Below are 13,207 nucleotides of genomic sequence, written 5' to 3' on the forward strand. Positions count from 1 at the left end.
AACTTCTAGGAGCCTAGCAACCCCCGCGATAGGGTACTGCCAATTCCCCCAAATAACACCCAGGAGAGAAAAAAGTTGCTACTGAAAATCGCCAGCAGAGAAGTCACTACTGCCGCTGTGGTTGATTCCCCTACCCCTTTTGCTCCCCCCGTTGTTGTTAGACCCCAGGTTGTGCCAATGGCAGCAATCAATGCCCCAAATACCGCTGCTTTGATCATGGCACTGATTACATCCCAGGTAACTAAAAACCGCTGCACAGAATCCAAAAATATATCCCTAGAAATGTTGTACAGTCCTTGGGCGATCACCAACCCTCCACCTAGCCCTGTGAAAATCGCCACGATCGTCAATAGGGGCATCATCAACACACAGGCGACTAGACGGGGTGTCACGAGGTAATCTAGGGGGTCAGTGCGCAAGATGTAGAGAGCATCAATCTGTTCCGTCACTTCCATCGTGCCGATTTCCGCAGCAAAGGCAGAACCAATCCTGCCAGCAATAATCACTGCCGTCAAAACTGGGGCTAGCTCCCTGGTAATGGCAATGGCTAGTACACCCCCGATCGCTCGCTGGGCACCAAAATTAATAAATTCTTTAGCAACTTGAATGGTAAAGACTGCCCCCACAAATAGGGCTGTAATCAAAGTAATCCCTAGGGAACCAGTGCCCACAATTGCCATCTGCTCGATCGTGTTGCGCCGATGCAACCGCCCCCGCAACAGTAACGTAACTACCTTCCCCAACACCAGGAAAGCTTGTAGTAATTTCAGCAGCCAGCGCAGAATCGGCATGGTTTGTTTCTATTACTAGAGCCTTAACATAACTTAACAGTAATCTGCCGTTTTTTTTGACAAATTTGCCCCATCCGCTAAAATTGAGAAGCGTTCTTCCAAACTTTATCAACAGTCATGCTCAAGTTATTAGCTAGTTTATTTGTTCTAGTCAGTTTAGTGTGGCAAACTCTGCCGGCCTTTGCTAGTTCCCCCGAGGCGGCAAAGTTGTTCACCGCTAACTGTGCTGCTTGCCATGCCGGCGGTGGTAACCGCGTTGTGGCTGCCAAAACTTTACAAAAGGATGCCCTTGCCAAGTATGGTATGAATACGGAAGAAGCAATTGCCTACCAAATCAAGAAGGGTAAGAACGCTATGCCTGCCTTTGGCAAAAAGCTCTCCGATGACCAAATTAAGGATGTGGCGCAATACGTCCTAGAGCAAGCGGAAAAGGGCTGGGGTAAAGCCTAATGCGACTATTCCTAGTAGTGGGTCTGTGGCTGTTGTGTTTCCCGTGGTGGGGGGAGGCAACTACTCTAGTGGAAGCAGGTATCCAGGCACTGCAATCCCAGCAGTATGCCCGTGCTGTGGAAATCTTCTCCCAAACGATCGACCAGGCTCCTGCCCTTTCCTACGGTAACCGCTGTCTTGCCTACCTACTACTAGGTATCTACGATAAAGCCGAGCGGGATTGCGACCGCGCTCTGGAATATTTACCCGATAACGCGGAAGTGTGGCTCGATCGGGGTTTAGCACGCTTCCATCGGGGGAATTACCCAGGTGCCTTGGCAGACTTTGACCGAGGTATTGCTTTAGACCCCCACAATTACCGCCTGTTTTACGACCGTGCCCTTGTCTACAGTGCTATGGGACAGTCCCACCGTAGTTTGACGGACTATGAGCAAGCTTTGCGATTGTCCCCCCCTGTGGCGGATCGGGTGGAAATCTTGACCGATCGGGGTATTGAACTAATGCTGGGAGGTCAACTGGAGGGGGCATTGTTAGATTTCCAACAAGCCACACACCTTATGCCCAGCCATGCTAGGGCTTGGTTTCATCAGGGTTGCGCCCACCAGCGCCAGGGGGAATTAGATTTGGCTCTAGCTGATTTCGATCGGGTGTTGCATTTAGAACCAGAGAACCCAGAAGCCTACAGAGCACGGGCTATAGTACAGAAACAACGAGGTAAGTTGCGCCAAGCAGTGACGGACTTGGAGTGGGCTTCTTTTTACTTCCAGCAACGGGGGCAACAGGAGGAATACACTTCTGTAGAAAATCTAAAATTTCACTGGCTCGTCAGACTGTATGTGTAGTAGGCTAAAGGGCTAAGTTTTTGTTGGCGCAATGGGATTAGTAGTACAAAAATTCGGCGGTACTTCTGTAGCTGATGGAGAACGGATTTTACAGGTATGTCGCCGCATAAACCAAGCCGTTAGCCAGGGTGAGCAGGTGGTAGTGGTAGTGTCGGCCATGGGGAAGACCACCGACAGTTTGATTGATTTAGCCCGATCGGTAGCGGGGGAATGTCCCGACCCCAGGGAAATGGACTTACTGCTGGCGACAGGGGAGCAGGTGACGACTGCTTTGGTGAGTATGGCATTGCAGGCTCAGGGACAGCCAGCGATCGGCTTGACGGGCAGGGAAGCGGGCATTATCACGGAACCCCACCACCAGCGGGCACGGATCATCTCTATTGATGTTACCCGCATCAAAGCCGAGTTACACCAGGGTAAAGTTGTTGTGGTGACGGGATTTCAGGGGATCAGTACCACAGGGGAAGTGACTACTTTGGGGCGGGGTGGCTCCGATACCTCTGCCGTGGCCTTGGCGGCTGCTCTTCTCGCTGATCGGTGTGAAATTTATACCGATGTACCAGGGATTTTGACCACTGACCCCCGGTTGGTGCCCCAAGCCAGTCTATTGGCAGAAATTACTGCTGCTGAGATGTTGGAACTAGCTAGTTTAGGGGCAAAGGTACTCCACCCCAGAGCCGTGGAAATTGCCCGTAATTTTGCTGTCCCCCTAGTTGTGCGTTCCACTTGGTCAGAGGCTCCAGGCACCAAGATTCTCAGTCCTGCTGCCCCCAGTGGTGACCTCAACAGCCTGGAGGTTAATCGCTTAGTCGATGGCATTCACATCGATCGCTGCCAAGCCAAAGTTGCCCTCCTGGGAGTACCCGATCGTCCTGGCATTGCGGCGCGGCTTTTTTCCGCCCTAGCCGAGGCAGGAATTTTAGTTGACCTAATTGTGCAAGCGATTCAACACCCCCTCAACTATAACGATATTGCCTTCACTGTGCCCCGACCAGATTTAGACCGTGCCCTGGCTGTTTGTCGTGCCCTGCATCCCTCGGTGACCATCCTGGGGGATGAGCAAATTAGCATTGTCAGTATCAGTGGAGTAGGCATTGTGGGGCGACCAGCGATTCCCGCTCGTATGTTCAGCGCCCTGGGGCAGAAGGACATCAATATTGAGATGATCTCCACCTCGGAAACCAAGGTTAGTTGTGTAATTGCTGAGGGGGATAGCGATCGTGCCCTAGCTGCCTTGGGGGAAATTTTTCACCTGGAACCTACCCCTGCCCTCCTACCCGCTGCCGATGCTCCCACAGTTAGAGGAGTTGCCCTAGACCAAAATCAAACTCGCCTGGCGGTGCTCAATGTCCCCGATCGCCCTGGGGTAGCGGCTCGCCTATTGCAATCCCTGGCAGATAAAGGCATTCCCCTCGATATGATTATCCAATCGGAACCTGCCCAGGGGCTGAACAACATCGCCTTTACGATCAACTCTACCGATCGCTACGCTGCGGAACGCACTTTACAACAGACTGCCCAGCAATTAAATTGTGGCGAAGTCCTAGTAGATACAGAAGTGGCTAAGTTGAGCATCGTGGGTATGGGCATGGCGCAAGCCAAGGGGATAGCAGCGCGGATGTTTCAAGCCCTAGCTGAGCAGGAAATTAATATAGAAATGATTGCCACCTCAGAAATCAAAGTCAGTTGTATCATCAGACAGAGGCAAGCAGTGATAGGTCTGCGAGCGGTACACCAAGCCTTTGGTCTCGACGGCAGTCAAGTGATTCCCATCGAACGGAGCTAACCATGACCGATACCCTCTCCCAGAAAAAACGTTCCGTAAAAGCGATCGCCGAAGAAACCATGCACACGATCGGGATGGCACTGTTACTTTTTTTTGGGGTGCACACCTTCATTGCCGAAAACCGTTACATACCCTCCAGCTCCATGGAGCCAACGCTACAGATCAAAGACCGATTGATTATTGAAAAAATTTCCTACTACTTCCGCAACCCCCAGCGGGGAGAGATCATTGTCTTTCATCCGCCCAACCATCCCGCTATTCCAAACAAAGGGAGTGTATACATTAAAAGGGTAATAGGACTACCTGGCGACAGGATCAGCATTCAGAATGGCACAGTCTATGTCAACGGCACACCTATTCCTGAACCCTATATCACTGCCCCTGCTGTCTATACGCTACCTACTACTGACCCTGCCCTGTGCCCTGACAACTGTTTCCAACCCAGCCAAATTGTGGAAATGAAGGGAGTACCCAGTTTCGTTGTTCCCCCCGACAGTTACTGGGTGATGGGGGATAATCGCAATAACAGTTTGGATTCCCATGTTTGGGGATTTTTACCGAGGGAAAATGTCGTGGGTCGGGCGGCTTTTCGTTATTGGCCCCCCAATCGTCGTGCTGGTGTGATTAGGACTCCTGAATACACCTTGAACTGAGTATGGCTGAGTTTTCCTGGAAAGACTGGTGGCAGAAGCAGGGGGAATCCCTACGTATAATTCTCCTGTCTTTGGTGATAGCTGTTCTCCTGCGCTCCTTTGTCATAGAACCCCGCTATATCCCCTCGGGTTCCATGGAGCCGACATTGCAGGTCAACGATCGCATCATGGTCGAAAAACTGACTTACCATTGGCGAGCACCCAAACGGGGAGAGATCATTGTCTTTGAGCCCCCTTTTATGGCAGGGAAAGCCTACATCAAGCGTGTGATCGGACTGCCGGGAGAACAGGTAGCCATCAAAGACGGCAAAGTATTTATCAACGGTATCCCCCTGGAGGAGCCATACATTCTGGAACCCCCCCGCTACGAAATTTCCCCTTTTGTGGTGCCCCCTGGTTACTACTGGGTGATGGGGGACAATCGCAACAACAGCAATGATTCCCATATTTGGGGGTTTCTCCCTCAAGAAAACATCCAAGGGCGAGCTATTTTGCGCTTCTGGCCCCCCAACCTTCGTCTGGGTTTGATTACCTTGCCCCAGTATCCCCATCCCAACCTCAACATGGAGAAACAACTGATTGGCATTGATTATTAACTGTAGCGCTTAAACTCGATTCCTCCCCCCTCTGCCTGGTACCAAACCAAAGAGGGCTGCTGTGGCAGGGGCAGACCCAAAGCCAGACGGGGATGGATAGTTGCTAGAGCGAGGGCCTGTGGTAATGCACACACTCCCCAGTTCACTAAGTTAATCACTCCCGCCAGCAGACCCAGGGTAGTCCCTGCTAAAGTGCCGTCAGCTAGATAGCAACTGTTGTCTCTGACTGTTATCGATCGTTCGTCCCAGGGATATTCTCCTGTCGGCAAACCGAAGGGGGGAAGGGCATCACTGACCAAAAATAGATGGTGCTGTTTTAAGCGGTAGACCAACTCAACTACTTGGGGGTGGAGATGTTTTCCATCGGCAATCAAACCACACCACATGGGGGCAGTAAGGGCAAAACCGACTACTCCTGGCTGCCGATGGTGGAGACTGGGCATGGCATTAAACAAATGGGTGACCAAATCTACACCCCTTGCGTAAGCTAGCTGTGCCTGCATCAGGGTACAAGTAGTGTGACCCATACTGAGCTTTATGCCTAGGTTTTGTAAAAAACTGATAACTTCACCTGTTTCATCTAATTCCGGCGCAATAGTCATCAGACGGATAAGAGGTGCAAAATCTCCCACCACCCGCTTGGCATTTTCTAATGTCAGAGGTAGCAGATGAGTAGCAGGATGTGCCCCCCGCTTCTCAGGATGTAAGAACGGGCCCTCCAAATGTACGCCTAAAATCTCAGCTCCCCCTGTCCCCTGCGCCATAACTGCTTGAATGACAGATAACGATCGGTGTAAAGATTCCCTATCTGTAGTAACTAAAGTAGGGAGAAAAGCGTCAATCCCCTGGTCATACAAAAACTGACAGACCTGGATCAGTTTCTCTGTCTGCGACCAGTCCAAACGGTTGAAAGACAGACCCAAGGCACCGTTAATTTGTAAATCTACTCCCCCCGCTGAATAGGTGAGAATCTCCATCCTAAAACCCTAAATCCGCCCGTGCCACTTCCGCTGCCTCTAGTACCTGCTCTGTGGAAGCTTTTTCCCAGTTGGTTTCACCAATTTCTTGGTAGAACTGTTCATCATAGCGCCTGGTTTGAATGACAACTGGCATCGGTACCGCATGACCTAAAACTAGTGCCTGTTGTTTCGAGTCCAGTTTCGCTAGCACCGACCGCAAATTCCCGCTCCCCGCTACTCCTGTAAAAATCGCCTCAATATCTTTTTCATCATTCAAGAGAGCTGTGATTCTGGTGCCAATCTGAGACATGACTTCATTGTCAATCCCTGACGGTCGTTGGTCAACCACTAAAAGAGTGACAAAGTATTTGCGCATCTCCCTGGCAATGGTGCCAAAAATAGTCTGCTTAGCAGTCAGGGGATTCAAAAAGCGGTGGGCTTCTTCAATGGTGATCATCAACTGAATGGGACGATCGCTGGGATTTTTGGTCTGCAGGAATTTCTCCGCCTGGCGGACATAGGCTTGGTGGATACGGCGGGTGATAATATTTGTCGCTAACATGTAGGAGAGTAAATTGGACTGGGAACCAAATTCAATGACAATATGTTTGTGGGCACTGAGGGCATCCAATATCTGTTTGATATGATTGTCAGGACAGGTGCGCTTTAAGTATTTCAATTCCTCTAACCGCATTAGCTTGCGCTGCAATGCCATGATGGAAGACTTACTGCCCATGCGGGTTTCACAGAACTCTTGAATCTCAGCATTGCTCATGCCCAGTAACCGATCGATCCACTGCTTGCCAAACTCATTGCGCAAAATGATGGCATTTTCAATGCTCGCCTCCGATAGATTCAGTTCCTCTTTGACCAGCAATAAATCTTCTACTTCAATCTGATCAAGACCGATGTAGAGTTCCTGGGCATCTCTCACCCCCCGCCGCTTAGTTGAATCGGGGTCAAGGGTGTAAATCTGTACCTGGCTAGGAAACAGTTGCCGCAGTCCTTTGACAGTATGGGTTTTCTTACCTTCCGCTGCTGCTTCCCAGCCGTATTCTGAGTGCATATCAAAAATGAGATTGACCGCTGCCCGTTTGCGAATAATCCCCGACAATAATAGCCGCGTCAGAAAGGATTTACCTGTACCTGATTTGCCAAAAATACCATTACTCCGCTCCACAAACCGATCGAGGTCAATGCAGACCGGCACATCCATGTCCACAGGGTGACCAATGGCGAAGTTGCGCTTATGGGGGTCATCTTCCCAGCCAAAGACAATGCGAAAATCTCGCTCCACTGCTTCAAATACCTGGGAAAAGTGGGTTGGTACTGTCTTTACTGGTAAGAGATTGACTTCCGTCTCTGCCTCGATCGGTTGCCGTTGGCGTTTTCCCTTCTTTGGCAGTGGTAACAAGTCGATCGGGCTGTCAAACATCAACATCGGTGCCAAGTTGATGGTGCCAAAAGTACCAGTACCTGCCAGCACTTCCGTCAAGAACAGATTTTGCGGATCAGGGGGATTGATTAAGATGCGGGGGCTTGCCGTTCCCAGGGCTACATCCGTCAAAATACAAAAGAAACGAGCGCGCCTACCCTGGACAACCAAAAACTTCCCCACTCGCATTTCTTCCACTGACACATCGCCGTACAAACGCACTGCCAAACCCTGACTCAGAGAACCTTGTACAACTACCCCCAATGGTCTGTTACCATCCATCTGTTGCCATCTTTCCGTTTTGGTGATCGTAACAGAAAATGATTGACTTTGTCAGCTCTGTTGTTTTGTGTTGATCATTGCCCTTGCCAGTTGTAGAATGATGTTAGCAAATCTGGGAGAAACTTCCATGCGTCTTCTCATGCTGGCACCGATCGTGATAGTCTTGCCTTTGCAAGCGCAGCTACTGACTCCCCTAGCACCAGCTCCTGTCATTCCTTCCACTACACCTGGGCTGAGTTTTCCCCGTGGTCGTGACAAGACCTGTCCTGACGGTACTGCCCTTAACCCCAGACTGGGGCGCTGTTTGCCGACGCGAGAAGGTAGGAGTCTCCTGCGGGAAGAAGCCTTAGATGTGCCAACTAATGCAGATGGTGCAGTTAGTAGTAGCGATGTCCCTGTTTCTCCCGCGGTTGCTAAATTACCGAATGCCAAACAACTGGTACAAGAAGCAACTGAATCCTGCCAAGCCTATCCTGGTACTGTACCAACACCAATGCTAGGAGGCTACGCCTGTCTACCGCGCAAATGACATGGGAAAAACTAAACACCCTGCCCGCAGGCACAAGCCTCCTTCTGTGGTCGCTACTTTCCTGTTCTTCCTGCTGATTGGTGGAGCAATTGGCGTAGGGGCAATCGTGACTTATTCCGTACTCCAGGCCTTCCGTCCCTTGCAAGCTAATTTTTCCTACAATTCGGCGGTTCGCGAGTCGCACCGAGCAGCTGCCTACCAGAGAATCCCTAGCGGTTCGCGAGTCTCACCGAGCGGCTGTGAAGCCCCTGCTCTAGCCAGCTTGACGGACAATCTCCAGCAATTGCGCACTGCTGCCCTCAATCCCCTGGAAGCATTCTATCCCCTTATTAAGGCAGAGATTATCACTGCCCTGCTCCCCCCTAGCTATCCCTACATCCATGAAGGGGCGAGGGGAACCTACGTGCCTATCCTGATGTACCACGACATTACCCCTGTCAAAGAGGTAGACTACGACGTGACTCCCCAAGAGCTGGCAGAACACTTTGCTACTTTGAAAGCAGCGGGGATGAACCCCATCACCATGGACCAGTTGCTGCGGCACTTAGAAACCGGTGCTAGTTTGCCCCCCAAGCCCATACTTTTAACTTTTGATGATAATTATCGCGGGCAGTACCTCTACGCCTTTCCTCTCCTCAAACAATACAATTTCCCGGCGGTGTGGTCTGTACATACAGGTTTTGTGGGCAGTACCCAGGGTAAACCTAAAGCCACTTGGGCAGAATTGCAGGAAATGGCCCAGAGCGGGTTAATCACCATTGCTTCCCACACTGTCAGTCACCGCAACTTGACAGAACTGTCTCCTGCAGAAATCGATCGGGAACTGGTGGAATCGAAAAAAATCCTGGAGTCCAAGTTAGGGCGACCGATTAAGTATTTCACTTATCCAGAGGGCAGCTACACCCCTGCCATTAAGGAGCAGGTAGCCCAGGCAGGTTACCGCGCCGCTTTGTCTATGAGTCTAGACCCCAACTACGAAACCTCGGCGACGGAATCGGAGGATGTGTTTAGTCTACGCCGCTATGGTCAGTCCCGCTTTAGTGATGTAGTTAAGGAAGCGCAGCAGCCGCTCGGTGAGACTCGCGAACCGCCGCTCGGTGAGACTCGCGAACCGCGGTGGGCGGAAACCAATTTCGCTGCCGTAGTACCCGTCAAGCAGGGCTTTGCCCCAGTGAATTTCCATAGCTCGATCGAGAAACATCAAGTGAGGGTGGACGGGATACGCCTAACCCTAGTGTTTGGGGGACAGCCCGTAACAGCCCATGCTGATAGTCGCTATCAAGTGGAGGAAATTCAAAAAACAATCCCCAACGCTGTGGCGGCTGTAGATGGGGGCTTTTTCTCCCTAGAATTGTTAGACAGTAATCAAATGATAGGTCCTGTCCTTAGTCGCTATTCCCAGACGGCGGGGGTATTCAATCCAGGCAAGAAAGGAGAAAATCCCCTTCTGCGGGGCCGACCATTGGTGCTAATTTCCGATCGCACAGTCAAATTTGTGCCCTATGACCCCGATCGGCACATTTCCCTGGCAGCAGTGGAGCAAGAACTACCAGGAGTGAAGGATGCCTTTGTAGCAGCGGGTTGGCTGGTCAAAAATGGCAAACCTAGGGATGCCGCTAGTTTCGGCAAACTCTATGGCTTTGATGCGGAACGGGATAGAGCTTTTTGGGGTATCGATCGGGCGGGTCGTCCCATGATTGGGGTGACGATGGACATGGTGGACTCCGTGCGATTGGGGCAGATTTTAGCAAAAGTGGGCATCTACGAGGCGGTGATGTTAGACTCTGGTGCTAGCGCTGCCCTGTCCTACGAGGGTAAATCAGTGATGGAATATCAGCCCCGCCCCGTCCCCCATGTCGTAGCCTTGCTCCCCCCCCAACCAGTACCAGCATCAGAGAAGAAAGACAATACCGATTGGTGTCAGGTCAGCTACTGATTCATTTCACTGAAACTGAGGCGGAATTTAGTTTTAGTCCTCTGTTTAGTGCCGATCCAAATTTGATAAGTGCCGGCTGTCCACATTCCAGAGAGTTCGGGGTTTTCCTGGCGACAAAACACCCCATCAGGTCCCTGTACCAACAAAATTAACCCCTCCCCCTGCACCTTGACATTGAGGTAGGGGAAATTCTGGGGCAAGGGCAAAAGATAGGTGGGATGGCTGCTACTGTAACCCTCGCATTTTCCCTTTACTTCCTTCCCCTTAACAATTTCCCCAATGGGAATGTTCCCTTCCACCTTGCCTTCGATCACAATGGGGTCAGGCTTAAACTTAGGGGCAATGGGTTTGAGCATCTCCTGGCAACTCCCCCGCTCGGTGAGACTCGCGAACCCCCAGGGGGCTAAGCATAGGGCAGCCCAAAAAAGAACTACACTTCTCATTTGTGGGGCGTTTCACTGATAGACAAAGTGTAATCTACCGATCGACCCTGCTCCCCTGTCCCTACCCACACCTGGTAAATGCCCTTGGCCAAACGGGCGGAAACCCTAGGGCTACGTCCTCGGTACTCGTCATCGCCGCACCAAACCATCCCCCCCGGTCCCTTCACCAGCATTGTCAAATCTTGATTGACATCCCGTGTCAGTGCCACCATGTCCAGGAGGGGAAAAGACTCCGTCACCGTCAACAGATGATTCGGTTCACTCTGGGCAAACCCCCGACAGCCAGAGGCACTCCCCGCCAGCACTGCTAAACTCACATCCCCCCCAGCTCTCCCACTCATCTGTAGCGGGTCAGGACGAAAATTACGACTCAACAGCAGCGTTTGCCCCATCCCTGGCAGAGCATACAAAAGGACTAACCCCCACCGCCAAATAACTCCCTTGACTGCCATATCTTGCCTCCCACTCCTTAAATCTTCAGACTATGCCCATCCCCCTCTGTTCCAATGTAAATAAATATTACAATTTATCTGGTTTGCTGGCACGACAGCTTGACAGAAAAAAGGGAGCAAATTAGAGTATTATGAACTCGGGTACTTCGAGAAACCATATATGCAACAAGATAGGCACAAGGTAACGTTACATTTGTCAAAGGAGCTCCACCACCAATTAAAGGTGCGATCGGTGTTGGCAGAGACCACAATGTCGGAGATGGCAGAGCAGGCAATTGCCTTTTACCTGCAGCACCCTGAGGTAGTGGAAGCAATGGGTGCGGGGCATATCCATCGGGTATACCATTGTCCTGCCTGCACTCAGCCTGTAGTGCTACGGCAAGGGAAGCTAGTCAAAATTAGCGAAACGCCGTCTCCACTGACTGTGTTAGAAGATAACGACACACAATTAGTGCACTGTTAAAGCAAAGGTTATGGCGATTACCCAAGGGTGAAACTATGAAAGATGAACTGCTAATCCTGCTAAAGGCGCAATATCCCTTGATCCACCTGGTCACTCCCGAAGAGGAGCGGGCGGAGAAAGTAATCGCTGACCTGGCACAAAAAGAATTAAATCGCAGCGTCTATGTCTGGACAATTACCAGGGGTTTAGTGGATTTACAACAGAAGGAAAATCAAAACCCAGTGCATTCTAGTACTAAGGCGATCGACCCTGCCCTGCACTGGATTATGGCACAAAAGAACCCTGCTATTTACGTCCTCAAAGATTTTCATCCCTACATTGCCAATCCTGAGGTGACAAGACTGCTGCGGGATACAATTCGGGAATTCAAAAACAGTGAAAAGGCAATAATTCTACTGTCTCCCTTCCAAATGGCTATTCCCCCCGAGATTGAGAAGGACATAGTGGTGCTAGATTTGCCCCTACCTTCGGTGGAGGAATTGGAGGCGGTACTCGATCGGCAGTTGCTGGCTAACAAATGTCGGCGGTTGAGCGGGGAGGCAAGGGAAAAGTTGGTAAGAGCCGTTTTGGGTTTGACCCACGATGAAGCGGAGAAAGTCTATCGTAAGGCTTACGTCTCTAATGGGAAACTAACGGAACAAGAAGTAGAGATTGTTTTATCAGAAAAGCAGCAAATTATTCGCCGCAACGGCATTTTAGAGTATCTGCCCCCTGAAGAGGGTATGGAGGCGGTAGGGGGGTTAGAGGAGCTAAAGGACTGGCTCCAGAAGCGAGCAAATGCCTTTTCCCAGAAAGCCCGTGCCTATGGTTTACCCCAGCCCAAGGGCATTCTCTTACTGGGGGTACCTGGTTGTGGCAAGTCCCTGATTGCCCGCACGACGGCACAATTGTGGTCGTTGCCTCTGATTCGCTTAGACATAGGGAGGGTATACGATGGCTCAATGGTAGGGCGATCGGAGGCGAATCTAAGGGGGGCATTGAAGGTAGCAGAATCCCTAGCGCCAGTTATTCTCTTCATCGATGAAATTGATAAAGCTTTTGCGGGGGGTGGCAGTTCTGTGGATTCTGATGGTGGTACCTCCTCTCGTATCTTTGGCACGTTTCTGACCTGGATGCAGGACAAGAAGTCCCCTGTATTTGTGATGGCGACTGCTAACCGTATTGACAAGTTGCCGGCAGAATTTCTACGCAAGGGGCGCTTTGATGAATTGTTCTTTGTGGATTTACCCAGCTTTAGGGAACGGGAGGAAATCTTTAGAATTCACCTGAAGAAGCGGCGGCAGGATATATCCCGTTTCGATGTGGCGGAGTTAGCGGCAAACACGGAGGGCTATTCTGGTGCTGAGATTGAACAGGCAGTTATTGCCGCCATGTATGAAGCTTTTGCTCAAGACCGGGAGTTTGGGCAGTTGGATGTTCTAGCAGCGATTAAATCGACTACGCCCCTCTCCCGTACTATGACTGAGCAGATGTCTGCCCTACGGGACTGGGCAAGGACGCGTGCCCGACCAGCGGCAGCACCGATCGCGGAATATCAGCGATTGGAGTTCTAAGGCTTTCCTGGTAGCAATACCGGGTAAGGCTAGTCAC

14 protein-coding genes are annotated in these 13,207 nt (G+C 51.0%); 9 read left to right on the forward strand and 5 right to left on the reverse strand.

Annotation, left to right across the window (positions count from 1 at the left end; genetic code table 11):
* Positions 1-5: 5 nt before the first annotated feature.
* The gene (locus tag NZM01_06440) at positions 6-791 is read right to left on the reverse strand and encodes an MlaE family lipid ABC transporter permease subunit (protein MCS6959671.1); all 786 of its coding nucleotides are present in this window, start codon (positions 789-791) and stop codon (positions 6-8) included.
* A 117-nt stretch (positions 792-908) separates the two neighbouring features.
* Here NZM01_06440 and NZM01_06445 point away from each other — a divergent pair, with 117 nt between their 5' ends.
* The 5 genes from NZM01_06445 to lepB (NZM01_06465) are packed head-to-tail and all read left to right on the forward strand — an operon-like array spanning position 909 to position 5,118.
* A complete protein-coding gene (locus NZM01_06445; protein ID MCS6959672.1) occupies positions 909-1,241 on the forward strand; it encodes a c-type cytochrome in 333 nt (110 codons plus the stop codon).
* Positions 1,241-2,083 (forward strand): tetratricopeptide repeat protein, encoded by an 843-nt coding sequence (locus NZM01_06450; protein MCS6959673.1) that lies wholly within the window; start codon positions 1,241-1,243, stop codon positions 2,081-2,083. Before NZM01_06445 ends, NZM01_06450 begins: the two co-directional genes overlap by 1 nt.
* Before the next feature lie 31 nt (positions 2,084-2,114).
* Positions 2,115-3,869: an aspartate kinase gene (locus NZM01_06455; GenBank protein MCS6959674.1), complete on the forward strand. Its 1,755-nt coding sequence runs from the start codon at positions 2,115-2,117 to the stop codon at positions 3,867-3,869.
* Positions 3,870-3,871: 2 nt separating this feature from the next.
* Positions 3,872-4,522 (forward strand): signal peptidase I, encoded by a 651-nt coding sequence (lepB, locus tag NZM01_06460; GenBank protein ID MCS6959675.1) that lies wholly within the window; start codon positions 3,872-3,874, stop codon positions 4,520-4,522.
* Positions 4,523-4,524: 2 nt separating this feature from the next.
* Positions 4,525-5,118 (forward strand): signal peptidase I, encoded by a 594-nt coding sequence (gene lepB / locus NZM01_06465; GenBank protein MCS6959676.1) that lies wholly within the window; start codon positions 4,525-4,527, stop codon positions 5,116-5,118.
* Here the strand turns inward: lepB (NZM01_06465) and nagA are convergent.
* Together nagA and NZM01_06475 are read right to left on the reverse strand one after the other, a co-directional pair.
* The gene (gene nagA / locus NZM01_06470; protein ID MCS6959677.1) at positions 5,115-6,095 is read right to left on the reverse strand and encodes an N-acetylglucosamine-6-phosphate deacetylase; all 981 of its coding nucleotides are present in this window, start codon (positions 6,093-6,095) and stop codon (positions 5,115-5,117) included. The genes lepB (NZM01_06465) and nagA overlap by 4 nt on opposite strands.
* 1 nt (position 6,096) lies before the next feature.
* On the reverse strand, positions 6,097-7,794 hold the full coding sequence (locus NZM01_06475; protein ID MCS6959678.1) for an ATP-binding protein: 1,698 nt from the start codon (positions 7,792-7,794) through the stop codon (positions 6,097-6,099).
* A gap of 127 nt (positions 7,795-7,921) precedes the next feature.
* Here NZM01_06475 and NZM01_06480 point away from each other — a divergent pair, with 127 nt between their 5' ends.
* Together NZM01_06480 and NZM01_06485 are read left to right on the forward strand one after the other, a co-directional pair.
* A complete protein-coding gene (locus NZM01_06480) occupies positions 7,922-8,323 on the forward strand; it encodes a hypothetical protein (GenBank protein MCS6959679.1) in 402 nt (133 codons plus the stop codon).
* Between the two features lies 1 nt (position 8,324).
* Positions 8,325-10,259 carry a polysaccharide deacetylase family protein gene (locus NZM01_06485; protein MCS6959680.1) on the forward strand — a complete coding sequence of 645 codons (1,935 nt, stop codon included), beginning with the start codon at positions 8,325-8,327 and terminating at the stop codon, positions 10,257-10,259.
* Here the strand turns inward: NZM01_06485 and NZM01_06490 are convergent.
* Positions 10,253-10,615, reverse strand: coding sequence for a hypothetical protein (locus NZM01_06490; GenBank protein MCS6959681.1), 363 nt, complete (start codon positions 10,613-10,615; stop codon positions 10,253-10,255). The genes NZM01_06485 and NZM01_06490 overlap by 7 nt on opposite strands.
* A gap of 83 nt (positions 10,616-10,698) precedes the next feature.
* A complete protein-coding gene (locus tag NZM01_06495; protein ID MCS6959682.1) occupies positions 10,699-11,154 on the reverse strand; it encodes a hypothetical protein in 456 nt (151 codons plus the stop codon).
* A 193-nt stretch (positions 11,155-11,347) separates the two neighbouring features.
* Between NZM01_06495 and NZM01_06500 the strand changes: the two genes are divergently transcribed.
* Both NZM01_06500 and NZM01_06505 read left to right on the forward strand, forming a co-directional pair.
* A complete protein-coding gene (locus tag NZM01_06500) occupies positions 11,348-11,617 on the forward strand; it encodes a hypothetical protein (protein ID MCS6959683.1) in 270 nt (89 codons plus the stop codon).
* Positions 11,618-11,652: 35 nt separating this feature from the next.
* Positions 11,653-13,170 carry an AAA family ATPase gene (locus NZM01_06505; GenBank protein ID MCS6959684.1) on the forward strand — a complete coding sequence of 506 codons (1,518 nt, stop codon included), beginning with the start codon at positions 11,653-11,655 and terminating at the stop codon, positions 13,168-13,170.
* Positions 13,171-13,207 lie beyond the last annotated feature (37 nt).

It is taken from the genome of Pseudanabaenaceae cyanobacterium SKYG29 (genome assembly GCA_025055675.1).
GTDB lineage: Bacteria > Cyanobacteriota > Cyanobacteriia > Pseudanabaenales > Pseudanabaenaceae > M5B4.

Excerpts from the sequence above, each read along its gene's own strand:
- NZM01_06440 (MCS6959671.1), bottom strand. The coding sequence starts at position 791 with ATGCCGATTCTGCGCTGGCTGCTGAAATTACTACAAGCTTTCCTGGTG.
- NZM01_06445 (MCS6959672.1), top strand. The coding sequence starts at position 909 with ATGCTCAAGTTATTAGCTAGTTTATTTGTTCTAGTCAGTTTAGTGTGG.
- NZM01_06450 (MCS6959673.1), top strand. The coding sequence starts at position 1,241 with ATGCGACTATTCCTAGTAGTGGGTCTGTGGCTGTTGTGTTTCCCGTGG.
- NZM01_06455 (MCS6959674.1), top strand. The coding sequence starts at position 2,115 with ATGGGATTAGTAGTACAAAAATTCGGCGGTACTTCTGTAGCTGATGGA.
- lepB (MCS6959675.1), top strand. The coding sequence starts at position 3,872 with ATGACCGATACCCTCTCCCAGAAAAAACGTTCCGTAAAAGCGATCGCC.
- lepB (MCS6959676.1), top strand. The coding sequence starts at position 4,525 with ATGGCTGAGTTTTCCTGGAAAGACTGGTGGCAGAAGCAGGGGGAATCC.
- nagA (MCS6959677.1), bottom strand. The coding sequence starts at position 6,095 with ATGGAGATTCTCACCTATTCAGCGGGGGGAGTAGATTTACAAATTAAC.
- NZM01_06475 (MCS6959678.1), bottom strand. The coding sequence starts at position 7,794 with ATGGATGGTAACAGACCATTGGGGGTAGTTGTACAAGGTTCTCTGAGT.
- NZM01_06480 (MCS6959679.1), top strand. The coding sequence starts at position 7,922 with ATGCGTCTTCTCATGCTGGCACCGATCGTGATAGTCTTGCCTTTGCAA.
- NZM01_06485 (MCS6959680.1), top strand. The coding sequence starts at position 8,325 with ATGGGAAAAACTAAACACCCTGCCCGCAGGCACAAGCCTCCTTCTGTG.
- NZM01_06490 (MCS6959681.1), bottom strand. The coding sequence starts at position 10,615 with ATGCTCAAACCCATTGCCCCTAAGTTTAAGCCTGACCCCATTGTGATC.
- NZM01_06495 (MCS6959682.1), bottom strand. The coding sequence starts at position 11,154 with ATGGCAGTCAAGGGAGTTATTTGGCGGTGGGGGTTAGTCCTTTTGTAT.
- NZM01_06505 (MCS6959684.1), top strand. The coding sequence starts at position 11,653 with ATGAAAGATGAACTGCTAATCCTGCTAAAGGCGCAATATCCCTTGATC.